Annotated in this window: 18 protein-coding genes; 8 read left to right on the forward strand and 10 right to left on the reverse strand. The window is 51.6% G+C overall.

Annotation, left to right across the window (positions count from 1 at the left end; all coding sequences use genetic code 11):
• Positions 1–13: 13 nt before the first annotated feature.
• From rpsA to serC, 4 genes are all read right to left on the reverse strand, one after another.
• Positions 14–1,690, reverse strand: a complete 1,677-nt coding sequence (gene rpsA / locus FHW71_RS08105) for a 30S ribosomal protein S1 (RefSeq protein ID WP_052025984.1) — start codon at positions 1,688–1,690, stop codon at positions 14–16.
• Between the two features lie 121 nt (positions 1,691–1,811).
• The gene (gene cmk / locus FHW71_RS08110; protein WP_179451792.1) at positions 1,812–2,492 is read right to left on the reverse strand and encodes a (d)CMP kinase; all 681 of its coding nucleotides are present in this window, start codon (positions 2,490–2,492) and stop codon (positions 1,812–1,814) included.
• Positions 2,493–2,690: 198 nt separating this feature from the next.
• Positions 2,691–3,977, reverse strand: a complete 1,287-nt coding sequence (gene aroA, locus FHW71_RS08115; protein WP_179451381.1) for a 3-phosphoshikimate 1-carboxyvinyltransferase — start codon at positions 3,975–3,977, stop codon at positions 2,691–2,693.
• 81 nt (positions 3,978–4,058) lie between these two features.
• Entirely contained in the window at positions 4,059–5,144 is a 1,086-nt protein-coding gene (gene serC, locus FHW71_RS08120; protein WP_179451383.1) for a 3-phosphoserine/phosphohydroxythreonine transaminase, read from the reverse strand.
• Positions 5,145–5,453: 309 nt separating this feature from the next.
• On the opposite strand from serC, the gene ycaO reads away from it, so the two are divergent.
• The 4 genes from ycaO (at position 5,454) to pflA (ending at position 11,691) form a co-directional block, all read left to right on the forward strand.
• Entirely contained in the window at positions 5,454–7,217 is a 1,764-nt protein-coding gene (gene ycaO / locus FHW71_RS08125) for a 30S ribosomal protein S12 methylthiotransferase accessory factor YcaO (protein ID WP_179451385.1), read from the forward strand.
• A 356-nt stretch (positions 7,218–7,573) separates the two neighbouring features.
• A complete protein-coding gene (gene focA, locus FHW71_RS08130; protein ID WP_179451387.1) occupies positions 7,574–8,434 on the forward strand; it encodes a formate transporter FocA in 861 nt (286 codons plus the stop codon).
• Positions 8,435–8,503: 69 nt separating this feature from the next.
• Complete coding sequence (gene pflB / locus FHW71_RS08135) at positions 8,504–10,786, forward strand: formate C-acetyltransferase (RefSeq protein ID WP_179451389.1); 2,283 nt, start codon at positions 8,504–8,506, stop codon at positions 10,784–10,786.
• Between the two features lie 164 nt (positions 10,787–10,950).
• Complete coding sequence (gene pflA, locus FHW71_RS08140) at positions 10,951–11,691, forward strand: pyruvate formate lyase 1-activating protein (protein WP_008102409.1); 741 nt, start codon at positions 10,951–10,953, stop codon at positions 11,689–11,691.
• A gap of 55 nt (positions 11,692–11,746) precedes the next feature.
• Here pflA and FHW71_RS08145 read toward each other — a convergent pair whose 3' ends face one another.
• A complete protein-coding gene (locus tag FHW71_RS08145; RefSeq protein WP_179451391.1) occupies positions 11,747–12,898 on the reverse strand; it encodes an MFS transporter in 1,152 nt (383 codons plus the stop codon).
• Between FHW71_RS08145 and FHW71_RS08150 the strand changes: the two genes are divergently transcribed.
• A complete protein-coding gene (locus FHW71_RS08150) occupies positions 12,846–13,043 on the forward strand; it encodes a hypothetical protein (RefSeq protein WP_179450910.1) in 198 nt (65 codons plus the stop codon). The two genes, FHW71_RS08145 and FHW71_RS08150, sit on opposite strands and share 53 nt — an antisense overlap.
• Before the next feature lie 168 nt (positions 13,044–13,211).
• Here FHW71_RS08150 and serS read toward each other — a convergent pair whose 3' ends face one another.
• The 5 genes from serS to lrp all read right to left on the reverse strand — a co-directional run bounded on the left by serS (position 13,212) and on the right by lrp (position 20,745).
• Entirely contained in the window at positions 13,212–14,504 is a 1,293-nt protein-coding gene (gene serS, locus FHW71_RS08155) for a serine--tRNA ligase (protein ID WP_179451393.1), read from the reverse strand.
• Between the two features lie 99 nt (positions 14,505–14,603).
• Positions 14,604–15,950 (reverse strand): replication-associated recombination protein A, encoded by a 1,347-nt coding sequence (locus tag FHW71_RS08160; RefSeq protein ID WP_179451395.1) that lies wholly within the window; start codon positions 15,948–15,950, stop codon positions 14,604–14,606.
• A 7-nt stretch (positions 15,951–15,957) separates the two neighbouring features.
• A complete protein-coding gene (gene lolA / locus FHW71_RS08165) occupies positions 15,958–16,569 on the reverse strand; it encodes an outer membrane lipoprotein chaperone LolA (protein WP_008102417.1) in 612 nt (203 codons plus the stop codon).
• Between the two features lie 175 nt (positions 16,570–16,744).
• Entirely contained in the window at positions 16,745–20,131 is a 3,387-nt protein-coding gene (locus FHW71_RS08170; RefSeq protein WP_179451398.1) for a DNA translocase FtsK 4TM domain-containing protein, read from the reverse strand.
• Positions 20,132–20,250: 119 nt separating this feature from the next.
• On the reverse strand, positions 20,251–20,745 hold the full coding sequence (lrp, locus tag FHW71_RS08175; RefSeq protein WP_006118610.1) for a leucine-responsive transcriptional regulator Lrp: 495 nt from the start codon (positions 20,743–20,745) through the stop codon (positions 20,251–20,253).
• 519 nt (positions 20,746–21,264) lie between these two features.
• Between lrp and trxB the strand changes: the two genes are divergently transcribed.
• The 3 genes from trxB (at position 21,265) to cydC (ending at position 25,875) form a co-directional block, all read left to right on the forward strand.
• Positions 21,265–22,230 (forward strand): thioredoxin-disulfide reductase, encoded by a 966-nt coding sequence (gene trxB / locus FHW71_RS08180; RefSeq protein ID WP_061717155.1) that lies wholly within the window; start codon positions 21,265–21,267, stop codon positions 22,228–22,230.
• Between the two features lie 145 nt (positions 22,231–22,375).
• On the forward strand, positions 22,376–24,145 hold the full coding sequence (gene cydD / locus FHW71_RS08185) for a cysteine/glutathione ABC transporter permease/ATP-binding protein CydD (protein ID WP_179451400.1): 1,770 nt from the start codon (positions 22,376–22,378) through the stop codon (positions 24,143–24,145).
• The gene (gene cydC / locus FHW71_RS08190) at positions 24,145–25,875 is read left to right on the forward strand and encodes a cysteine/glutathione ABC transporter ATP-binding protein/permease CydC (RefSeq protein ID WP_179451402.1); all 1,731 of its coding nucleotides are present in this window, start codon (positions 24,145–24,147) and stop codon (positions 25,873–25,875) included. Before cydD ends, cydC begins: the two co-directional genes overlap by 1 nt.
• Positions 25,876–25,881: the final 6 nt, after the last annotated feature.

Raw genomic sequence — 25,881 nt, forward strand, 5'->3', positions numbered from 1 at the left:
TGCCTTAGGTCGATTACTCGCCTTTAGCCGCTTTGAACGCTTCAGCCATCGCGCTAGAGAAGTTGCTGCCTTCATCCTGTTTGGTGTTAACAGTGTTGATAGCTTCTTTCTCATCAGCCTGGTCTTTAGCACGAACAGACAGGCTCACAACGCGGTTCTTACGGTCAACGCCAGTGAATTTAGCTTCAACGTCGTCGCCAACACTCAGAACCAGAGTTGCGTCTTCGATGCGGTCCAGAGAAGCTTCAGAAGCGCGCAGGTAACCCTCTACGCCGTCAGCTAATTCAACTGTAGCACCTTTAGCATCAACTGCAGTGACTTTACCAGTCACGATAGCGCCTTTCTTGTTCAGGGTGATGTAGTTGTTGAATGGATCTTCAGCCAACTGCTTCACGCCGAGAGAGATGCGCTCGCGCTCTGCATCAACCTGCAGTACAACGGCAGCGATTTCGTCGCCTTTTTTGTACTCACGAACGGCTTCTTCGCCAGTCGCGTTCCAGGAGATGTCAGACAGGTGAACCAGACCGTCGATGCCACCGTCCAGGCCGATGAAGATACCGAAGTCAGTGATTGACTTGATTTTACCTTCAACGCGATCGCCTTTGTTGTGGGTCTCAGCGAACAACTGCCATGGGTTAGATTTGCACTGCTTCAGACCCAGGGAGATACGACGACGCTCTTCATCGATGTCCAGAACCATTACTTCAACCACGTCGCCTACGTTTACAACTTTAGACGGATGGATGTTTTTGTTGGTCCAGTCCATTTCAGAAACGTGTACCAGACCTTCAACGCCTTCTTCGATTTCTACGAAGCAGCCGTAATCAGTCAGGTTGGTTACACGACCAGTCAGGCGGGTGCCTTCTGGGTAGCGCTTAGCGATAGCCACCCAAGGATCTTCGCCCAGCTGTTTCAGGCCCAGAGATACACGGGTACGCTCGCGGTCGAACTTCAGCACTTTAACAGTGATTTCGTCGCCCACGTTGACGATTTCGCTCGGATGCTTAACGCGTTTCCAAGCCATATCGGTAATGTGCAGCAGGCCGTCAACGCCACCCAGATCCACGAATGCACCGTAGTCAGTGAGGTTCTTAACGATACCTTTAACTTCCATGCCTTCCTGCAGGTTTTCCAGCAGCTGATCGCGCTCAGCGCTGTTCTCAGATTCGATAACTGCACGACGTGAAACCACGACGTTGTTACGTTTCTGATCAAGCTTGATTACTTTGAATTCAAGCTCTTTGCCTTCCAGGTGCAGAGTATCGCGAACCGGACGAACGTCTACCAATGAACCTGGCAGGAACGCACGAATACCGTTCAGCTCAACTGTGAAGCCACCTTTAACTTTGCCGTTGATAACACCGGTAACAGTTTCAGCGTCTTCGTAAGCTTTTTCCAGCGTGATCCAAGCTTCGTGACGTTTAGCTTTCTCACGGGACAGCAGGGTTTCACCGAAGCCGTCTTCTACTGCGTCCAGCGCAACGTCAACTTCGTCGCCTACCTGGATTTCCAGTTCGCCGGCTGCGTTCTTGAACTGCTCTGCAGGAATTGCAGATTCAGATTTCAGACCCGCATCAACCAGAACTACGTCTTTGTCGATAGAGACAACAACGCCACGAACGATGGAACCCGGACGGGTTTCGATTTCTTTCAGGGACTCTTCAAAGAGTTGAGCAAAAGATTCAGTCATATTGATAATCTTAGGATTCTTCAATTTAACGTCCACCTGACTTCATTGTCGGATGGGGTTGTTTCACATGCCCTGCACCGGGTCCTTGGTACAGGGTTACAGCAATTCGGTTGCCGAAAGATTAAATGCCGAGCTTTTGCTTAGCATAATAAAGTGCCTTTTCAATCACTTGCTCAATCGACATACTGGTTGAATCCAGTACCAGAGCATCTGTGGCAGGCACTAAAGGTGCGATTGCACGATTACGATCGCGGTCGTCGCGTTCCTTTATCTCGGATAAAAGGCGATCAAAGTTAACATTAAAGCCCTTCTCCTGCAACTGTAGCATACGGCGATGCGCACGCTCTTCCGAGCTGGCGTCGAGGAAAATTTTCACTGGTGCATCTGGGAAAACCACGGTTCCCATATCGCGTCCATCAGCGATTAAACCGGGCTCTTCGCGGAATGCACGTTGGCGACGAAGCAGCGCCTCACGCACCCGCGGAAAAGCGGCGACGCGCGATGCGGTGTTGCTCACTTCTTGCGTGCGGATTTCACCGGTAACGTCTTCACCTTCAAGCACTACCTGCATTTCACCGTCTACCGACAGAAAACGCACATCAAGATGCGCAGCAATCGGAACTAATGCTTCTTCAGACTCAATATCCACCTGATGGTGAAGTGCAGCCAATGCTAAAACGCGATAAATAGCGCCAGAATCCAGTAAGTGCCACTGCAACGACTCCGCCATCGCTTTACATAAAGTCCCTTTACCTGCGCCACTTGGCCCATCGATGGTAATAACCGGGGCGATTGCCGTCATTGTTCTCTCCTGTTGCTGCATGCTTATTGTCAGCCCTTCCAGGCCGCCTGGATTGCGCGGCATTATACGCTGCCCGCATCAGGTTAGTTACCCTTTAGCGTAGACATCGCTAGAAATATAGACAGATTCAGAAGAATTTCCGCCTGATAAGGCCAAAGGAAAGCAAAGAAACCCGGCGTAGTGCGCCGGGTTAGACGATCAGGAAGTATGACTGATTTTCGCCAACTGCTGGAAATAGCTTGGGAAGGTTTTCGCGGTGCAGCCTGGATCAAGGATGGTTACCGGCGTATCAGACAGAGCCACCAGGGCGAAGCACATCGCCATACGATGATCGTTATAGGTACCGATATCCGCATGTTGCAACTGAGCTGGCGGTGTCACACGAATAAAGTCGTGTCCTTCTTCCACTTCAGCACCGACTTTACGCAACTCAGTCGCCATCGCAGCCAGACGATCGGTCTCTTTTACGCGCCAGTTATAGATGTTGCGCATCAGCGTGGTGCCTTGTGCGAACAGTGCTGTGGTTGCAATCGTCATTGCCGCATCGGGAATATGGTTCATATCCATATCGATTGCCGTCAACGATCCACGCGTACAGGAGATGTAATCATCGCCCCACTCAATCACTGCGCCCATCTTTTCCAGCACATCAGCAAAACGGATATCGCCTTGCACACTGTTGCGGCCAATACCGGTTACACGCACGGTACCGCCTTTAATGGCTGCCGCAGCGAGGAAATAAGAAGCAGAAGACGCATCACCTTCCACCAGGTAATCGCCCGGAGACTGGTACTGTTGCTCTCCTTTGACCACAAAACGCTGATAGTTCTGGTTATCAACGTCCACACCAAAGCAGCGCATCAGGTGCAAGGTAATGTCAATATAAGGCTTGGAAACCAGATCGCCTTTAATGGTGATGATGGTGTCTTGCTGCGCCAGCGGCGCGGTCATCAGCAACGCCGTCAGGAACTGACTTGATACGCTGCCATCAACGCTGACTTCGCCCCCAATAAAACCGCCATTGAGACGCACTGGTGGGTAATCGGTCTGCTCAAGATAGTCGATCTTTGCTCCGCCCTGACGCAGTGCATCAACCAGGTGACCAATCGGACGCTCTTTCATGCGCGGCTCGCCAGTCAGGACAATTGACTGCTGGCCCAAACACAGCGCAGCGGCCAATGGACGCATCGCAGTGCCTGCGTTACCCAGAAACAGCTCAAGCGGCTTTTCAGCGCGCAAAGGTCCAGCGTTACCCACTACTTCGCATACGGTGCGATCTTCGGAGAGTGTATAGCTGACACCCAGCGCTTTCAGGGCGTTCAGCATGTGCTTAACGTCATCGCTATCGAGCAAATTAGTCAGGCGAGTGGTGCCTTTTGCCAGCGCGGCCAGCAAGAGAGCGCGGTTCGAGACGCTTTTTGAACCCGGTAAATTTACCGTGCCGTCAACGCGAGCAATCGGTTGTAGAGTCAGGGAGTCCTGCATGTGAAACCAAATCTCCAGAAAATACGAGACCCCATCTTGCGACGGGGTCTGATACCAGACAAGCTGGCATGAAAAAAGCAATTAGCCGTGGCGACGTTCGAAGTCGACCATAAACTCAGTCAGCGTTTTAACGCCTTCCAGCGGCATCGCATTGTAGATCGATGCACGCATACCGCCAACCACGCGATGGCCTTTCAACGCATGCAGACCAGCCTTGAGAGACTCTTCCAGGAACACTTTGTCCAAAGATGAATCGGCTAACTGGAATGGCACGTTCATACGTGAACGGTTTTCGCTTGCGACATCGTTGCGATAAAACGCGCTGTTATCAATCACGCCATACAGTAAGTCGGCTTTTGCCTGATTCAGCTTGTCCATCTCGGCCACGCCGCCCTTCTCTTTCAGCCATTTGAATACCAGCCCAGAGAGATACCATGCGAAAGTTGGCGGGGTGTTGAACATCGATTCGTTTTCGGCCAGCACCTTGTAATCAAGGATTGAAGGCACATAACGCTGTGCTTTACCCAGCAGATCTTCGCGCACAACCACCAAGGTTAAGCCCGCCGGACCGATATTTTTTTGCGCGCCGGCGTAGATCACGCCATAACGACTCACATCGATTGGACGAGACAGAATAGTAGAAGAGAGATCGGCAACCACGATCTTATCGCCAAAATCCGGCTCTTCATCGATAGCAATGCCATCAATCGTTTCGTTCGGGCAGAAATGGACGTAAGCCGCATCATCATTTAGCTGCCATTCACGCATTGGTAATAAAGCACGTTTACCATCACGCGTGGTTTTTATATCAATGGTATTTGGCGAGCAGAATTTTTCGGCTTCTTTAATTGCGCTGTGAGCCCAGTAACCGCCGTCAATATAATCTGCGGTTTTTGCCTCACCCAATAAGTTGCCGGGGATGGCCGCGAATTGTGCACGCGCACCGCCGTGGCAGAATAAAACTTTGTAATTGGCTGGGATCTTCAGCAGATCGCGAAAATCTTGTTCTGCCGCTTCAGCAACAGCAATAAACTCTTTACTGCGGTGACTGATCTCCATCACCGAGGTGCCTAACCCGTGCCAGTTTGTCAGTTCTTGTTCTGCGCGACGGAGCACTTCTACCGGCAGCATAGCCGGGCCAGAGCTAAAATTATAAACCTGAGTCATTTCCCCTCACTACTGTCATATCGAACGGTTATGAATACTTCACCGGTTTTATCATTGCCTCCAGATGGCTGCAATCATTAATCCGGCAGCGATCACATTTCCAGAGCCAGCTCCACCGCAGCTTATGTCATAAATGCATTAAGCTATGGAATTTTGTGATGTAGTTCCAGAAAGAAAAGGGGAAAGCCGAATGGCGTAAAAACCTTAGCCAGACTGAGATAAATTTGGCTGACTGAATAGCGAAGCATGCATAAAACCCGTATTATTGCGCGCTTTACGCCCACCCCATTGACTTAAGAGAGCGCCACCATGACGCAAACGTTTATCCCCGGAAAAGACGCCGCACTGGAAGATTCCATTGCACGCTTTCAACAGAAACTGCAAGACCTTGGTTTCAATATTGAAGAAGCTTCCTGGCTGAATCCGGTACCACACGTCTGGTCAGTGCACATTCGCGATCGCGACTGCCCGCTGTGCTTTACAAATGGCAAAGGTGCTAGCAAAAAAGCCGCTCTGGCTTCAGCACTGGGCGAATATTTTGAGCGCCTCTCTACTAACTACTTCTTCGCCGATTTCTGGTTAGGTAAATCCATCGCTAATGGTGATTTTGTTCACTATCCGAATGAAAAGTGGTTCCCGCTCACCGAGGACGACAGCCTGCCAGAAGGCATTCTGGATGCGCGCCTCCGCAAATTTTATGATCCTGAAGAGAGCCTGGGTGCTTCAGAGCTGATTGATCTGCAATCCGGCAATGATGAGCGCGGTATTTGTGGCCTGCCATTTACCCGCCAATCTGACCAGCAAACGGTTTATATCCCGATGAACATCATCGGAAATCTGTACGTTTCGAATGGTATGTCAGCTGGTAACACCGCGAACGAAGCGCGCGTACAAGGCCTGTCTGAGGTATTTGAGCGCCATATCAAGAATCGCATCATCGCCGAATCCATCAGCCTGCCAGAAATTCCAGCAGAGGTGATGCAACGTTATCCTGGCGTAATTGAAGCGATTGAACGTCTGGAAGCAGAAGGTTTCCCAATCTTCTCTTACGATGCTTCACTGGGCGGTAAATATCCGGTTATCTGCGTAGTGCTGTTCAATCCAGCAAATGGTACCTGTTTCGCTTCATTTGGTGCACATCCGGACTTTGGCGTCGCACTGGAGCGTACCGTTACTGAACTGCTGCAGGGCCGTGGTCTGAAAGATCTCGACGTGTTCACACCGCCGACGTTTGATGATGAAGAAGTGGCGGAACACGCTAACCTGGAAACGCATTTCATCGATTCAAGCGGTCTGATTTCATGGGATATGTTCAAAGACGATGCTGACTATCCTTTCGTCGACTGGAGCTTTGCGGGTACCACGCACGAAGAGTTTGATACGTTGATGGCGATCTTCCGTGCGGAAGAGAAAGAAGTCTATATCGCTGACTATGAACATCTGAGCGTTTACGCTTGCCGCATTATCGTTCCTGGTATGTCTGATATTTATCCAGCGGAAGATCTGCTGCTGGCGAATAACAGCATGGGTGCACCACTGCGCGAAACGCTGCTGGCGCTGCCGGAAAGCCAATGGGAACCTGAGGCCTATCTCGAGCTGATCGTGCAACTGGATGAGGAAGGTCATGATGACTTTACTCGCGTGCGCGAACTGCTGGGTCTGGCATCAGGCAAAGATAATGCTTGGTACACGCTGCGTATCGGCGAGCTGAAAGCGATGCTAGCGCTGGCAGGTGGCGACCTGGATCAGGCTCTGATCTGGACTGAATGGACGATGGAATTTAACCAGTCCATCTTCAGCGAAGAGCGCGCTAACTACTATCGCTGCCTGCAAACCTTGCTGCTGCTGGCAATGGAAGAGGAACGCGATCCGCTTCAATATCATCGTGCCTTTATCCGTATGTATGGCCAGGCGGCAGTTGAGGCCGCTTCAGCGGCTATCAGTGGTGAAGTGCCTTTCTATGGATTGCAAGCGGTCGATTTGGACCTGAAAGCCTTTCCAGCGCATCAATCATTACTCGCTGCCTATGAAAAACTGCAGACAGCTAAACGTCGTTATTGGTCACAAAAATAGCCTTGGCGCTTTTAATGGTTATTTATAAAAATTAGCATATTGGTAAATGGCACTGAAAAAATCAGTGCCATTTTTTTATATTGGTCATGCAAAGAGATTAAAGCGCATTATTGAATAACAATTAAGCTTTATTCGTTAATGATATTTAACAAAACCATCCTTAACTACAGCTACCTTAAACTTATTTTGCATAATTTAAAATTTATTTATTTCAATTAATTCAATAGATTAAATTCAAAACACTTACTTTATCGCTTCGCTTACCAGCAGCCTCCCGGTCAAATATGATCCATATCAATTTCTGACCTATACTCCTTTGTTAGTATCTTTACAGGCAATTTTTGGAGAGCGTTAGTGTGAAAGCTGACAACCCTTTTAATTCATTATTACCGGCGGCAATGGCGAAAGTTGCAGAAGAAGCCGGCATATATAAAGCTACTAAACATCCTTTAACCACATTCTTCCTTGCCATCACTGCTGGCGTATTTATCTCAATTGCATTTGTCTTCTATATCACTGCAACTACCGGAAGTGGAGCCATGCCCTACGGCATAGCAAAACTGATCGGCGGTATCTGTTTCTCACTCGGTTTAATGTTAGTAGTCGTGTGTGGCGCTGACCTGTTCACCTCAACTGTTCTGATCGTAGTGGCAAAAGCCAGCGGCCGAATCACCTGGCTCCAACTCGGTCGACATTGGTTGACTGTCTATATAGGTAACCTGTTTGGCGCGCTGTTCTTTGTAGCGCTGATCTGGTTAGCCGGTGAACACATGGTGGCGAATGGTGCCTGGGGCTTGAACCTTCTGCAAACCGCCGACCACAAGATGCATCACACCTTTATCGAAGCAGTCAGTCTCGGCACGCTCGCTAATTTGATGGTTTGCCTGGCGGTATGGATGAGTTACTCCGGCCGCAGCCTGATGGATAAAATGTTTGCGATGATCTTACCGGTAGCGATGTTTGTTGCCTGCGGCTTTGAACATAGCATCGCCAACATGTTCCTTATTCCGATGGCCATTGTTATCCGTGATTTTGCCAGCCCGGAATTCTGGCAAATGGCTGGTGCAAGCGCAGCACAGTTTCCCTCACTCAGCGTTAGCGATTTTATTCTTAATAACCTTATTCCCGTAACCATCGGCAACATTATTGGCGGCGGATTATTAGTCGGTTTGACCTACTGGGTAATCTATCTGCGTGGCGATGAGCCGGTGCATTAATGAATTGGTACTGGCGTGCTGAAGCAGCGCGCCATACGTCAAAGTCTCCCTAAATAAGGCAGGTATATCATGTCCGAACTGAATGAAAAAATGGCGTCAGCCTGGGAAGGATTTAGCGCCGGCGAATGGCAGAACAGCGTCAACGTCCGTGACTTTATCCAGAAAAACTATACACCGTATGAAGGCGACGAATCCTTCCTCGCTGGCGCAACCTCAGCCACGACCAAACTGTGGGACAGCGTGCTTGAAGGCATCAAAATTGAGAACCGCACTCACGCGCCGGTGGATTTTGACACCGATTTGGCTTCAACCATCACCTCTCACGACGCCGGCTACATCAGCAAATCGCTGGAAAAAATCGTTGGTCTGCAAACTGAAACGCCTCTGAAACGTGCCATCATTCCGTTTGGCGGCATCAAAATGGTTGAGGGCTCTTGCAAGGTTTATGGCCGCGAACTCGATCCCGCACTGAAAAAAGTCTTCACTGATTACCGTAAAACTCATAACCAGGGCGTATTCGATGTTTATACCCCAGACATCATGCGCTGCCGTAAATCAGGCGTACTGACAGGTTTGCCTGATGCCTATGGCCGCGGTCGTATCATCGGTGACTATCGCCGCGTCGCGCTGTACGGCATCGATTACCTGATGAAAGACAAAGTTGCTCAGTTCAATTCTCTGCAAAGCGATATGGAGAATGGCGTTGACCTCGAAGCCACTATTCGCCTGCGTGAAGAGATTTCTGAACAGCATCGTGCGCTGGGTCAAATCAAAGAGATGGCTGCGAAGTATGGTTCAGATATCTCGTTGCCCGCTACCAATGCACAAGAAGCCGTTCAGTGGACTTACTACGGCTACCTCGCGGCGGTGAAATCTCAGAATGGTGCGGCGATGTCCTTCGGTCGCGTATCCACCTTCCTTGATGTGTACATTGATCGCGATATTCAGGCCGGGAAACTGACTGAAGAAGACGCACAGGAACTGATTGACCACCTGGTGATGAAACTGCGTATGGTGCGCTTCCTGCGTACGCCTGAATACGATGAGCTGTTCTCCGGTGACCCAATCTGGGCAACAGAATCATTAGCGGGTATGGGCGTCGATGGCCGTACTTTGGTGACCAAAAGCACCTTCCGTTTCCTGAATACGCTTTACACCATGGGTCCATCTCCGGAGCCAAATATGACCATCCTGTGGTCAGAAAAACTGCCGGTTAACTTCAAGAAATACGCCGCAAAAGTTTCTATCGATACGTCCTCATTGCAGTATGAGAATGACGACCTGATGCGTCCTGACTTCGACAACGATGACTATGCTATCGCCTGCTGCGTTAGCCCAATGATTGTCGGTAAGCAGATGCAGTTCTTCGGTGCGCGTGCCAACCTGGCAAAAACCCTGCTGTATGCAATCAACGGCGGCGTTGATGAAAAACTGAAAATGCAGGTAGGCCCGAAAGAAGCACCAATCACTGACGAAATTCTTGATTTCGACATCGTGATGGAGCGCTTGGATCACTTCATGGATTGGCTGGCGAAGCAGTACGTCACCTCCCTGAACATCATTCACTACATGCACGATAAGTATAGCTATGAAGCTTCACTGATGGCGCTGCACGATCGTGACGTTTATCGCACCATGGCATGTGGTATCGCGGGTCTGTCTGTTGCGGCTGACTCACTTTCAGCCATCAAATACGCCAAAGTGAAAACCATCCGTGATGAAGATGGTTTAGCGGTAGACTTTGAAATTGAAGGTGAATATCCGCAGTTTGGTAACAATGACTCGCGCGTTGATGACATGGCGTGCGATCTGGTTGAACGTTTCATGAAAAAAATTCAGAAACTGCAAACCTACCGCAATGCGGTGCCAACTCAGTCAGTACTGACCATCACTTCTAACGTGGTTTATGGTAAGAAAACCGGTAATACGCCAGACGGACGTCGTGCGGGTGCGCCGTTCGGACCGGGTGCTAACCCAATGCACGGCCGTGACCAGAAAGGTGCGGTGGCTTCACTGACCTCGGTCGCGAAACTGCCCTTCGCTTACGCTAAAGACGGCATCTCTTATACCTTCTCCATCGTGCCGAATGCACTGGGTAAAGATGATAACGTGCGTAAAACTAACCTTGCTGGCTTGATGGATGGATATTTCCACCATGAAGCTAACATTGAGGGCGGTCAGCATCTGAACGTTAACGTGATGAATCGTGAGATGCTGCTGGATGCGATGGAACATCCTGAGAAGTATCCTCAATTGACCATTCGCGTATCCGGTTATGCTGTTCGCTTCAACTCGCTCACCAAAGAGCAGCAGAAAGATGTAATTACCCGTACGTTCACTCAGTCGTTGTAATAGCACTTTACTGAGATTAAAAGGCTCCTGCGGGAGCCTTTTCTCCACAAGTCCGTTTTGCCAGCTTGCTGGTGCTGGCGACCTGGCAAAATCGACTTTCACTTTTAGAGCACGACATAGATTGTGCTGCCTGATGTTCAGGCTCACCTGGAGAACCCATCGCAATGTCAACCATCGGTCGTATCCACTCCTTTGAATCCTGCGGCACCGTTGATGGCCCAGGCATCCGTTTCATCACCTTTTTTCAGGGCTGTCTTATGCGCTGCCTGTATTGCCATAACCGCGATACATGGGACACGCATGGCGGTAAAGAAGTGACCGTTGAAGAGTTGATGAAGGATGCGCTCTCATATCGTCACTTTATGAATGCATCTGGCGGCGGCGTGACCGCGTCGGGTGGCGAAGCGATCTTACAAGCCGAGTTTGTGCGTGACTGGTTCCGCGCCTGCCAGGCAGAAGGTATTCACACCTGCCTTGACACCAACGGCTTTGTTCGTCGCTACGACCCGGTGATCGATGAATTGCTGGATGCCACTGACTTGGTCATGCTTGATCTGAAACAAATTAATGATGAGGTGCATGAAGTTCTGGTTGGCGTTTCCAATCACCGCACGCTGGATTTTGCTCGTTATCTGCAGAAGAGAGGCAAACGAACCTGGATTCGTTACGTTGTTGTGCCTGGTTACTCTGATGATGATGATTCCGTACATCGCTTAGGTGAGTTCACTAAGGATATGGATAACATTGAGAAGATTGAACTGCTGCCTTATCACGAGTTAGGCAAACATAAATGGATTGCCATGGGTGAAGAGTACAAGCTGGATGGTGTTAAGCCGCCGAGCAAAGAAACCATGGAGCGAGTGAAGAATATCCTCGCCAGCTACGGTCATGAAGTGATGTATTAACCGCAAACAAAAGGGGAGCCGCTGGCTCCCCTTTTTACTATTTCATATTAATGCGTCAAGCATGTGCAACCGGCGTTGCCTGATGATCGGCTTTGCGCAGTAACATCACCAGATAAACCAGTGCAACTGCAGCAATCATCACAAACAGCAGGCGGTCAGAGTAATTCTGCATCAGCATTGACGTCATTCCCGGCCCCACCAAACTACCTACAGTATAGCTGAACAGTAATGCCTGATTCATCGCCACTAACTCATGATGCGCCACGGTTTCGCACGCCCAGGACATCGCCACTGGGTAGAGAGTAAAACCCGCCAGCCCCAGCACAAACAGTGCTGGCGCCATAGCTGCATCACCCAACATGGCAATCGCACCCAGAATAACCACGAACACTTGCACACGTAGCACCATCAGGCGACCAAAGCGATCGGCTAAACGTCCTACTGGCCATTGCCCGACAATACCCGAGCTAACCAGTAATGCCATCCAGTAACCGACGGTAGCATCACTCATGCCCTGATGAGAGAGATACAGCGGCATCAAGCCATAAAGCGAGCCGAGAACGATACCGGAAATGATGCAGCCATTGATGCCGAGACGAGAACTACGACGACGCAACATCACCCAAAGGCGACCCGTTGAGGCTTCTTCCGTCGCAGCGCTGGCGTTAACATGCACAAACACGACCGGCAATACCGCACAGATAATCAACGCAGTCGCCCACGGAATCACGTGAAGCAGCTCTGTCGACACGCGACTCACCAACAACTGGCCGGCAACCGTGCCGAGGTAGTAGATGATCATATATGCCGCGAGCAGCTGACCACGATTACGCACGGTGCCGCTGCATAACAAGGCGCTCTCCACCACCACCCAAATCAGTGCACAGCCCACACCTGCGGTGAAACGCAGCATGGTCCAGCTATAGAAACCATCCAGCATCACCATGCCCATGGTCGCCACGGCAAAAAGTAGGCTGGCAAGATAGAAACAGCGATTAAAACCGTAACGCGTGATCAACCAGCCGGCGAGCAAAGTTCCCAGCAAATTACCGGTGTAATACGATGAGCTAGCCATACCCACTTGCCAGGTTGGCAATTGATCATGGGTAAGCCATAGCGGTACCAGCGTATTAAGCACAGCGATAGACACCGTCATGAGCATTAAGCCGCAAAGCAGCAAAACGACGGGGCGCGACCAGGTTGACATAGGGAATAAAACCAAAAGAGATGACGATAATTGCGCGCAGTTTGCCATTTGCTATTTTAAAGTCAATGTGCAAAAAATCGTCGCCGCACGATTTGCTGCAGCACAATTTATTTTATTTATCTTCAGCGGGTTAGAGGCAGGGTGAAAGATAACAGGCAGGCATCTATCTATTTGAATTTAAGATTTTTAATGGTTAACGGCCATTTATTATCGATAACGTTTATTTCTGATTAATTCCGACTAAAAAATAATTATTTTTCAGCTTAAGAAACAAAAAACCCGGCATTGCCGGGCTTATATAATTGCGCGTTGATTAGCCAACGAATTCCAGTCCGCCCATATAAGGACGCAACACTTCAGGCACTTCAATGCGACCATCTGCTTGCTGGTAGTTTTCCAGCACAGCAACCAGAGTACGACCAACCGCCAGACCAGAACCGTTCAGCGTGTGCACCAAACGTGGTTTCTTGTCGGTTTTGCTGCGGCAGCGCGCCTGCATACGACGAGCCTGGAAATCACCCATGTTGGAGCAAGAGGAGATCTCACGATAGGTGTCCTGTGCTGGCAGCCAAACTTCCAGATCGTAAGTTTTGGCAGAACCGAAGCCCATATCGCCGGTGCAAAGCAGCACTTTACGGTATGGCAGATTGAGCAGCTGCAGCACTTTCTCTGCATGGCCGACCAACTCTTCCAGTGCGTCCATAGAAGTTTCAGGCGCCACAATCTGCACCATTTCCACTTTGTCGAACTGGTGCATACGGATTAAACCGCGCGTATCACGTCCGTACGAACCGGCTTCAGAACGGAAGCATGGCGTGTGTGCGGTGAGTTTGAGCGGCAAAGATTCTTCTTCAACGATTTCATCGCGCACCAGATTGGTCAGCGGCACTTCAGCGGTTGGGATCAACGCATAGTTGCTGCTACCTGCTTCTTCGCCCAGCGGCTTGGTATGGAACAGATCTTCACCAAACTTCGGCAGCTGTCCGGTTCCATACAGCGTTTCCTGATTGACCAGATACGGAACATAGGTTTCAAGATAACCGTGCTGCTGCGTGTGCAGGTCAAGCATAAACTGGCTAAGCGCACGGTGCAGACGCGCAATCTGGCCCTGCATCACAATGAAACGTGAACCCGTCAGTTTCACCGCTGCGGCAAAATCCAGACCTTTGGCAGCTTCACCCAACTCAACATGGTCTTTTACCGGGAAATCGAACTGGCGCGGCTGGCCCCAGCGGCTGACTTCCTGATTCTCGCTGTCATCTTTACCTAACGGGACTTCGTCAACCGGGAGGTTTGGCAATACGAGGGCAAAGTCACGAATTTCGTTCTGCAGGGCATCCAGTTCTGCTTTAGCCGCATCCAGGCGTTCGCCCAGTGCGTTCACTTCCTGACGCAGCGGCTCGATGTCTTCCCCACGTGCTTTGGCCTGACCGATGGATTTGGAACGGGAATTACGCTCAGCTTGCAGATTTTCAGTTTCTACCTGCAAGACTTTACGACGCTCTTCGAGCGAACGTAAGGTTTCCACATCCAGTTTAAATCCTCGGCGTGCCAGTTTTTCTGCGACTGCGTCTGGCTCGTTACGCAGCAGGTTGGGATCGAGCATGCTAATCCTGTGTAATAAAAGGTTGATTGAACGAATGGCGGGACTTGCATCCCTATGGAATGCAATGAAATCCTTGCTCACCTTACCGTAAGGTGTTTATCAGCGGTAGCGTTTTATCGGGCTATTTTGATCCTGCTCAGCCAGCCAGGCGAGTTTTTCGCCAATTTTCCCTTCAAGCCCGCGATTAGTCGGTTGATAGTAGCGTGTCTGCGCCATTTCTGGCGGGAAATAGACTTCGCCAGCGGCATAGGCGTTAGTCTCGTCGTGCGCATAGCGATACTCTTTACCCAGCCCCATCTCCTTCATCAATTTGGTCGGAGCATTGCGTAAATGTTCCGGCACATCGTAGTCAGGAAATTCGCGCGCATCGCGCATCGCGGCTTTGAAAGCGGTGTAAACGGCATTACTTTTGGGTGCGCTGGCAAGGTAGACAATCGCCTGCGCAATCGCCCTTTCGCCTTCAGCTGGACCGACGCGGGTGAAGCAATCCCAGGCCGCTAACGCAACTTGCATACCGCGCGGATCGGCGTTACCCACATCTTCCGAGGCGATAGCCAGCAAACGGCGGGCGACATAAAGCGGATCGCCGCCGGCGGTGATGATTCTTGCATACCAGTAAAGCGCCGCATCAGGTGCTGAACCGCGTACCGATTTATGCAGAGCGGAGATCAGATCGTAGAAACGATCGCCTTTGTTATCAAAACGCGCCGCTCTTTCACCGGAAACTTCGTTCAGCAATTGTGGCGTTAATTCACGCTGGCCTTCAGCGTTACTTTCGGCCATATCCGCCATCATTTCCAGCGTATTCAGTGCCCGACGCGCATCCCCGTTCACCAACTCTGCAATCATGCGGCGCGTATTATCCGGCAGCACTATATCGCTTTTGCCATAACCGCGATCGTCATCCTGCATCGCCTGCAGCAAAACCTGTTCGATATCAGCAGTGGTGAGAGATTTGAGTAAATAGACACGAGCACGCGATAGCAGCGCCGAGTTGAGCTCAAACGAGGGATTTTCGGTGGTGGCACCGATAAACGTTATGGTGCCATCTTCAATATGTGGCAGGAATGCATCCTGCTGACTTTTGTTAAAGCGATGAACTTCGTCGACAAACAGAATGGTGCGTCGGCCCACCTGACGATTTTGTCGGGCGCGCTCTATCGCTTCACGAATGTCTTTGACGCCAGAAGTAACCGCAGAAATCCGCTCAACATCAGCTTTACCGTAATGGGCGATGATTTCGGCTAATGTTGTTTTCCCTGTCCCCGGCGGTCCCCACAAAATCATCGAATGCAGATGCCCGGCCTCAATAGCGCGCGGCAGCGGTTTACCAGGCGCCAGCAAATGCTGCTGCCCAATGTAATGTTGCAGCGTAGCTGGCCGCATACGTGCGGCCAGCGGCTGAAACTCATTCGAAGGTGCGAAATCCAGAGACAGGTTACTCACCGTGACCTCACTGACGTTGATCGTCCACCGTTACCCCTTTTGGCGGCGTAAAGGTGAATTTATCTGGGCTAATGGCGCCGTTGTTTTGGCTCTTCAGCTGATAATCGCTGTGCTGACCATCTTGCTCAATCGCGCTGAACTTATTGATGGTGCCAGACGATGTCACATTGATGGTGAACTGCTTGAGGTTGCCATCACTGCTCTTCGGCGTTAGCTCGAAGTTATCGCCCTGTTGCTTGATGTTGTACTGTTTCCAGTCGCTTGGCTGATTACGCGCAATCAGCATAAACGGCGTATTACTTGCCGCATTTTGCAGCAGGCTAACGCTGGCTTGTTCAACGAAGGGATTGTAGAACCACAGGTTTTTGCCATCAGAAATAATTACGCTTTCGTCCGGCGCGGTCATGTGCCAGTTAAACAAACTTGGACGCTTAACCCACAGCTCACCTTCACCATCCTGCACGTTAGCGCCGCTGCCATCGGTCACTTTCTGACTGAAGCTGGCATGGAAGCTGTTCACTTTATTGAGACGCTGTTGCAGATCGCTGGACGCATCCGCCAATACTGATGCGGAAACAAAACTGGCCAACAGGCCACAGGCAATAACGCGTAATTTCATCTGATTCGATTCCTTATTCATTGTTTCCCGACACTTACTGCATTAAACGTAGTTGCCGTCCTGTCTCTTCGACAGGAGAAAAAGCCGAAAGCTCCCGAAGATATGGGGATCGACCAACAGATAAACAATGGGCCAGTGTTAACTGGCCCATAAGCAGACAATCACACGCGATAATTTACATTTCGTGTGGCGGCGGTGAAAGCACTTCACGGTTGCCATTGTGTCCCGGTTCAGAAACGATGCCCTGCGCTTCCATCTGCTCGATGATGCGTGCAGCACGGTTATAACCGATACGGAACTGGCGCTGAACCCCAGAGATGGACGCCCGGCGTTTTTCCACCACGAAAGAGACGGCCTGATCGAACAGCGGATCCAGCTCTTCATCACCCATCATACCGCCAGCCGCGCTATCGCTCTCTTCACCAGCGGTGATGCTTTCGATGTATTGCGGGCGACCGCGTGCTTTCCAGTCCTGAACGACCGCATGGACTTCCTGATCGCGCACGAATGCACCGTGCACACGCACTGGCATTGAGGAGTTTGGCGGCATGTACAGCATGTCACCCATGCCCAGCAGCGATTCCGCACCGCCCTGATCGAGGATGGTACGTGAGTCGATCTTACTGGAAACGGTAAAGGCGATACGCGTCGGGATGTTGGCTTTGATCAGACCGGTAATCACATCGACCGACGGACGCTGTGTCGCCAGCACCAGGTGAATACCCGCCGCACGTGCTTTTTGTGCCAGACGAGCAATCAACTCTTCAACTTTCTTACCGACCGCCATCATCAGATCAGCAAATTCGTCGACCAGTACCACGATATAAGGCAGTTTTTCCAGCACCGGCGGCGTGGTGTCCATGCTATCGCCCGGCTTCCAGAACGGATCGGGAATTGGTCGGCCCATCGCTGCAGCCTGCTCAATCTTCTCGTTATATCCGGCAAGGTTACGCACGCCCAATGCAGACATCAGCTTATAGCGGCGCTCCATTTCACCAACACTCCAGCGCAGCGCATTAGCCGCATCTTTCATATCGGTAACCACTTCCGTCAGCAGGTGCGGAATGCCTTCATAGACTGACAGCTCAAGCATTTTCGGGTCGATCATGATAAAGCGCACTTCTTCCGGCGTGGCTTTATACAACATGCTGATGATCATGGTGTTAACGCCCACCGATTTACCGGAACCAGTGGTACCGGCAACCAGCAAGTGAGGCATTTTCGCTAAATCAGCCACAACCGGCTGGCCAGCAATGTCCTTGCCCAACACCACTGCAAGCGGTGACGGATTTTCACGGAATTTAGGGCAATCCAGCACTTCGCGCAGATAAACGGTTTGACGATGTTTATTTGGCAGTTCAAGCCCAACATAAGGCTTGCCTGGAATCACTTCCACCACGCGCACGGCAACCGCTGACAATGAACGCGCCAGGTCACGCGATAAGTTAGAGATACGTGAGGCTTTAACGCCTGGCGCTAAGTCGAGCTCAAAACGGGTGATGACTGGCCCAGGCGAAATACCTACTACTTCCGCCTTCACACGATAATCAGCCAGTCGAGCCTCAACCAGTCGCGCCGTTTGCTCAAGTGCAAACATATCAACCGGCTCTTCTTCTGCCGGTGGTGACGTGAGCAGATCCAGCGTTGGGAGCGGCGTAGAGGGTTTTTCCAGCGGCTGTTCATGGCGAACCAGGAACGGATGGAACAAGCTATCCTGCGCTGGCGCTGCAGGTTTCACTGGCGCAGGCGGCGCAGAATAGGCTTCCTGTTCCGGTGACGACCACGGGCTAGATTCAGCACTCAACGAAGGTAATGACGCTGGCTCCGGCGCTGCGGGTTGCTGCCACTGCGCAGGTTCTTCTGGCTCTGGCGCTGCAGAAATCGTAAAGAGCGGCTCGCTTGGGCTATCGTCGACCAGATCTTTCATTGGCGAAAAATCAAAAGCAGACGATGTGTCCAGATTAAAGACCGGCGCTTCCTTCACTTCAGGTTCGTTATAGCGTTGCTGCTGCTGATCGGCGAACTGACGCGCCAGTTGAGCCTGCTGCAATGCATCCTCATCTTCAGACTCAGCCACATCCTGCCAGCTTTCACCGTAACGATTCTGCTGCTGTGATGCGAAGGCTTCACGCAACTGCGCCTCTTGCAGCTCAACAGCTTCTTCCTGAGGAGGAACGCTGTAAGACGCGGTGACTTCCGGCTGTTGCTGCTCAGCATCTTTAGCCTGCTCTTCCGCCATACGCTGCGAAGGCAACTTGATGCCGTACGACGCTAACTCGCGTCGTGTTGGCAACTTAACCTTATTCGGACGCGGCAATTCTGGGCCAATGCCCTGCTTGACCTGCGGGTTGTAATCACGCTCAGGCACGATATCGAAAGCAGGCGAATAAGCAGCTGTTGAAGATGCTGCTTTTACTGCTCCCGCAGCCAATGATGCAGCGGCGACACTGTTTAAAGGCGCTGAAGATGGAGCGGCATCCTGCCAGTTGCCCATACTCGGGCCTTCATCGTCATCAGCCGGCGAAAACGGCGAAGGTGCCGGTTCATTTGGCATCTCGAAACGATAGAGCGGCGTAGAAGGCTGCGCGATCGGTTCAGGCGGCGCAGTGGCAGGCTGTGGAACCGAAGTTGGCTGGGCAGCAGGTTCAGCAACGCGGGGCACTGCGGCCGGTTCTGCAGGCGCACTTGCCGCAGGCTGCGTGGCTGCAGGGGTTTGCTGTGCGGCTTGCGTGGTAACCGCAATTGCAGCGGCAGTTGCCGCACTGGCCTTCGCTAGTAGCGGATCATCGCCCAACTCTGCAACAACGGGTTCGCTGATCTTGCGCGGTTTGGCTAACAAGACATCGTCTTCTTCATTTGTAGGCTGTAAAGCAGGCATTGAAGGTGACACCTCATCAGCGTGCTCTTCGTCGTCGTATTCTTCTTCCTGCCAGGGTTCGTCATGCCGTGAACGGTTGCTGGCAAAGGTCAGAACACCCATTACAACGCCGCCGATCTTCTCGGCAATCGTCAGCCATGACCAACCGGTATAAAGGGTGATCCCGGCAGCCCAGACGCAAAGCAGCGTTAAAGTGCCGCCAGCGGAACTGAACCACGGCGCCATCGCATTGCTGACAAGGCTGCCAATGACGCCGCCGGAAGCAAAGTACCAGATATCATCAACGTTGAGCGCCGCAAGACCACAAGTCGTCACCACCAGGGCCAGTACGCCAATCAGACGTAAACCAACGGCAAAGTAGTCGATGTAATCCTGACGATCGCGTTGGCGGAAGGTGATCCAACACAGACCAATAATGACGGGAGGAATGGCGTAAGCCATCACGCCAAAAATGAACAATAGCGTATCGGCCAGCCATGCGCCGACGCTACCACCCAAATTATGGATAGGTTCGTGCCATGCGGTTTGTGACCAGCTTGGATCTGAAGGGTTAAAACTGACCAACGACACCATCAAATAGATGGCGAACAAGGCCACAAGAATGAGCAACGCCTCCAGCAGACGACGTCCACTGCTCAGCGGTTGTAACGAAACATCTTTATCTTCTGTATATTCCTGGCTCAAGAGAACTCTCCAGGTGCCTGTAAATTAAGAAGGCAACAACGTCGGGCATGCCCGACGCTGGTCCTGTATGAATTCACAGGAGTGTACCGAAATCCTGCAAGCTTTGCACCTGCCCTGCACTACCGGGTTTTGATCACCAGACGATTGCTCTGTTTGACCTCTTCCATCACCACGTAAGTACGGGTGTCGTTTACGCCCGGCAGACGCAGCAAGGTTTCACCCAGCAGTTTACGATAGGCGGACATATCCGGTACGCGAGTTTTCAGCAGGTAGTCAAAGTCACCGGAAACGAGGTGACATTCTTGAGTTTCCTCAAGTTTTTGCACAGCGGCGTTAAATTGTTCAAACACATCTGGCGCACCACGATTCAGAGTAATCTCAACGAAAACCAGCAGTGAAGCATCCAGATAATGGGGATTGAGCTGCGCAGTGTAGCCCAGAATGAAGCCTTGACGCTCGAGGCGGCGTACGCGCTCAAGACAAGGAGTTGGCGATAATCCAACACGTTTGGAAAGCTCGACATTGGAAATTCGACCGTCTTTCTGCAGTTCATTCAGAATATTTCTGTCGATACGATCTAAATCTTTTCCGGGGCGTTTCTTATTGTCTACCATTATTATTGTCTCTCTTAATTCCTTCCCTTTACCTGCCACACCCTGAAAACGCTCATTGTTCAGGGCCTTACTGAAGTGAAGACCATAAGCCTGTGCAGTAACGCGTCCATCCGTATGACGCATGTTGTCTGTCCACATCATGCGTCACTACCAATGTCAGGCTGAGTTTATTCGGCTAAAAAAGCCAAAACAGAAATGAAATTCTGTTTTGAATCGCTAAATATTCTCTGCTTCTCCCAATGTTTTCGCAAAAGCGCAGGCGATTGTCAAAGTAAAACATCCAAATTCAGTACAAGATGCCAGATAGAGTTCTGGGTTGCTGTTTTTAAATGAGAATTTTTATGCTGCTGCACCACAAATTGCCGAGCATTGCCCCCTTTTGGCGCAAGGCGCGTGCAAAATTTACACTCATCGTCTACGCCGCTCGCAGTGATTGTTAACAAAATTGCTGAAGCCTTTTTTTGCGACGTTAATTTCCCTACAATCAAAAACTATGTTGTCAGAAAAATTGAGGAACGCATGAGTACGGCCAAACACAGTAAGCTGCTCATTCTGGGCTCCGGCCCTGCCGGTTACACTGCTGCGGTATATGCAGCGCGCGCTAACCTGAATCCGGTATTAATCACCGGGCTGGAGAAAGGGGGTCAGCTCACCACCACCACCGAAGTGGAGAACTGGCCAGGCGATGCAAACGATCTGACCGGTCCAGCGTTGATGGAGCGCATGCAAGAACATGCTGAGAAATTCAACACCGAGATCATTTTTGACCACATTCATACCGTCGATTTGCAGAACCGTCCGTTCCGTCTGGTCGGCGACAGCGGTGAATACACTGCAGATGCCTTGATCATCGCAACTGGCGCCTCAGCGCGTTATCTCGGTCTGCCATCAGAAGAAGCGTTCAAAGGCAAAGGCGTATCTGCTTGCGCGACCTGTGACGGTTTCTTCTACCGCAACCAGAAAGTTGCCGTGATAGGTGGAGGTAACACCGCCGTTGAGGAAGCACTTTACCTGGCTAACATTGCCGCTGAAGTGCATCTGATTCACCGTCGCGACAGCTTCCGCGCGGAGAAAATCCTCATCGACCGCCTGATGGAAAAAGTGCGTAATGGCAACATCGTGCTGCACACCGACCGCACGCTGGACGAAGTGGTCGGCGATCAAATGGGCGTGACGGGCTTGAAACTGCTTTCTACCAAAGGTGAAGCGGCGGAATCACTCGATGTCGCTGGTCTGTTTGTCGCTATCGGCCACAGTCCAAATACCGCAATCTTTGATGGTCAGCTGGATTTAGAAAATGGCTACATCAAAGTGCAGTCTGGTCTGCACGGTAACGCCACGCAAACCAGTATCCCTGGCGTGTTCGCTGCCGGCGATGTGATGGATCATATTTATCGCCAGGCCATTACCTCTGCCGGTACCGGCTGCATGGCTGCGCTGGATGCCGAGCGCTTCCTCGATGGACTGGTTAAAAACGATAAGTAAGTTGTTAATAACCTGATCATAATCGCCTAAAGGCGGCCAGTTTTGGTCGCCTTTTTTGTTACCTGCGTGCTACAGTTCACGCGCCCGACATTGCTGGGTTTTCATCCGGGATTCACATCTCTTTTGAGTTACCAAACGGCATCGCATGAACAAATCACGGCAACAAGAACTTCTCCGCTGGCTCCGTCAGCAACGTCATCACGGTGCGCGCAACTTGCGTGCGGCTTCGCTGTTGGGTTTTGCTGGCGCACTGGTCATTATCGCCCAAGCCTGGTTAATGGCTTCACTGCTGCAAAATCTGCTGGTCGCGCAACAACCTCGCGCATCACTGCTCACCGATTTTCTGTTGCTGCTGCTGTGCTTTGTCTTACGTGCTGGATTGCATTACGCCCGCGAAATGGCAGGACATCGCGCTGGCGTCGCCATTCGCCGTGCGCTGCGTCAGCAGGTTCTGGATCGCCTCAATGTGCTCGGTCCCGCCTGGATTCAGGGCAAACCCGCAGGCAGCTGGGCTACGCTGCTGCTCGAGCAAATCGAAGAGATGCAGGAATACTACGCGCGCTATCTGCCACAAATGTCGCTGGCGGTCTTTATTCCATTAGCTATTTTGATCGCCATTTTCCCGATTAACTGGGCGGCAGGATTGATTCTGCTGGTGACCGCGCCACTTATTCCCCTGTTTATGGCGATGGTTGGTATGGGCGCGGCGGATGCCAACCGCCGTAACTTTGTTGCTCTCGCCCGACTAAGCGGTGATTTTTATGATCGTCTGCGTGGACGTGAAACGCTGCGCTTGTTCTATCGCGGCGCGGCAGAGCAAGAAGCGATTGCAACCAGCACCACCGATTTCCGTCAACGCACCATGGAAGTGTTGCGCCTGGCGTTTCTCTCTTCCGCCGTGCTGGAGTTTTTTGCCTCACTGGCGATTGCTGTCGTCGCGGTCTATTTCGGTTTCTCTTACCTTGGCGAACTGAATTTTGGTCATTACAGCACCGGCGTAACCCTGTTTGCCGGTTTCCTGGCCTTAATTCTGGCACCTGAATTTTTCCAGCCGTTGCGGGACTTAGGCACCTTTTATCACGCCAAAGCGCAAGCGATTGGCGGAGCTGATGCGCTGGACCAATTTCTACGTGAAAGTCCCGATCCAACCTTAGAACACGCTTCTCGCGAGCTTTCCCTCACAGCACCGCTACACCTTCATGCGCAGGATCTAGTGGTAATGACCGCCAGCGGTGAAGCGCTGTCTCAATCGCTGAATTTTACTCTCGACGCAGGTAAACGCGTGGCGTTAGTAGGACAAAGCGGCGCAGGGAAAACCGCCCTGATGAACGTTTTGCTGGGTTTCCTGCCTTATCAAGGTTCGCTGCAGATCAATGGACAGGAGCTGCGCGATATCAGCCGCGATAGCTGGCAAAAACATATCGCCTGGGTAGGCCAAAATCCCCATTTACCCGCGCAAACGCTGCGCGAAAATCTGCTGCTCAATAGCCGCATTGATGACGCTACGCTCATGACGGTTCTACAGCGCGCGGGTGTTGATGAATTTTTAGATCGTCTGCCACAAGGATTAGATACCGTTTTAGGCGATGGCGGCGTGGGTCTTTCCGTCGGTCAGGCGCAGCGTATTGCCGTAGCGCGTGCATTGCTTAAACCAGCGCAATTGCTGCTGCTTGATGAGCCCGGTTCCGGACTGGATAGCCAGAGCGAGCAGCATGTCATCAATGCCTTGCAACAAGCAGCCACTCAGCAAACCACGTTGATGATCACACACCAACTTAACGAGCTCGCGAGTTGGGATGAAGTGTGGGTGATGCAGGCGGGGCAACTGGTGCAACAAGGTCATTGGCAGGAGCTGATTGAACAAGATGGACCACTGCGTGAAATGGCGCAGCATCGTCAAAAGGAGATCGCATAATGAACGATTTATTGCCTTTCCTGCGTCTGTTTAGCCGTCATCCATGGCGTTTAGGACTTGGCGTTGTTCTTGCCATCATCACCTTGCTTGCCAGTATTGGACTGCTTACGTTATCCGGCTGGTTCCTCGCCGCCTCTTCACTGGCGGGCGTAGCGGGACTTTACACGTTCAACTATATGTTGCCCGCAGCTGGCGTACGTGGCGCGGCGATCACGCGAACAGCTGCGCGTTATTTTGAGCGCCTGGTGAGCCACGATGCCACCTTCCGTGTGCTGCAACATTTGCGCGTATTTACCTTTGGCAAACTCATCGCCCTCGCGCCAGAACAGCTGGCACGATTTCGTCAGGGCGAGTTACTCAACCGTTTTGTCAGCGATGTCGATACCCTCGACCATCTCTATCTGCGTGTGATCTCGCCGTTAATTGGCGCAGCCGTGGTGATTGTGGTGGTCACCTGCGGCTTAGCCTTGCTGGATGTACCGCTAGCTTTGCTGCTCGGCGGCATCATGCTATTGACGCTATTGCTTATGCCGCCGCTATTCTGGCGGCTTGGCACTTCAGCCGGACACCAGATTGCCCTGCATCAGGCCATCTGGCGCATGCAGTTGACGCACTGGATTACTGGTCTGTCCGAGCTGAAAATTTATGGCGCTGCACATCTGTGGCGCGCCCAGCTTGATCGCGAAGAACTCAACTGGCAACAGGCGCAACGCAGACAGCATCGCCTGCAGGCGCTGGCGCAAAGTCTGCTACTGGTCATCAGCGGCGCAACGGTGACGCTGTTGTTATGGATCTCCGCCAATGGCGTAGGGGGAAACAGTGCACCGGGCGCATTTATCGCGCTGTTTGTGTTCTGCGGACTGGCGGCATTCGAAGCGCTGGCCCCAGTTGCCGGAGCGTTTCTGCCGCTTTCACAGGTGACCAGCGCCGCTAAGCGGGTACAGGAAATCATTGAGCAGCCCGCTGCGATACATTTTCCCCACGCTAAAATCAGTAGTGCTTCAGGTATTAACCTGAAAATGGAAAACATCAGTTTCAGCTATCCGCAACGTCCTGAACCGGTGTTGCAGCATTTCTCTCTATCGCTAAATGCAGGCGAACATCTGGCGCTGCTCGGTCCAACCGGCTGCGGCAAATCCAGCCTGCTGGCGCTGATTACCCGAGGTTGGGAAGCGCAACAAGGTTCGATTAGCCTGAACGACAACGATATCGCTTTATGGGATGAAGCTTCGCTGCGCAGCCGCATTAGCGTGGTAACACAGCGCGTGCATCTGTTTAGCCAAACGCTACGCGACAATTTGTTGCTGGCAAAACCTGATGCCAGTGATGTGCAACTGGTTGATGCATTAAACAAGGTCGATCTGGCTCATTTGGCCGAACACAACGAAGGATTGAACGCATGGATGGGCGATGGCGGTCGACCGTTATCTGGCGGTGAACTGCGTCGTCTGGCAATTGCGCGCGCTCTGCTGCACGATGGCGATTTGTGGCTGCTGGATGAACCCACTGAAGGTCTTGATGCCAGCACCGAGCAGCAGATTCTGACGCTATTGCAGCACGTCACCCGCGGTAAAACGCTGATTATGGTGACGCATCGCTTAAGCGGTTTAGATGCCATGGACCGTATTTGCGTTATGGATCAGGGACAGATTATCGAATCCGGTTCACACGCCGAATTAATCTCAAAAGCAGGCCGCTACTGGCGTTTCCATCAGCGCTTTACGCTATAGTCTTAG

Origin of the sequence: Enterobacter sp. Sphag1F (genome assembly GCF_014193275.1) — a bacterium.
Lineage (GTDB): Bacteria > Pseudomonadota > Gammaproteobacteria > Enterobacterales > Enterobacteriaceae > Pantoea > Pantoea symbiotica.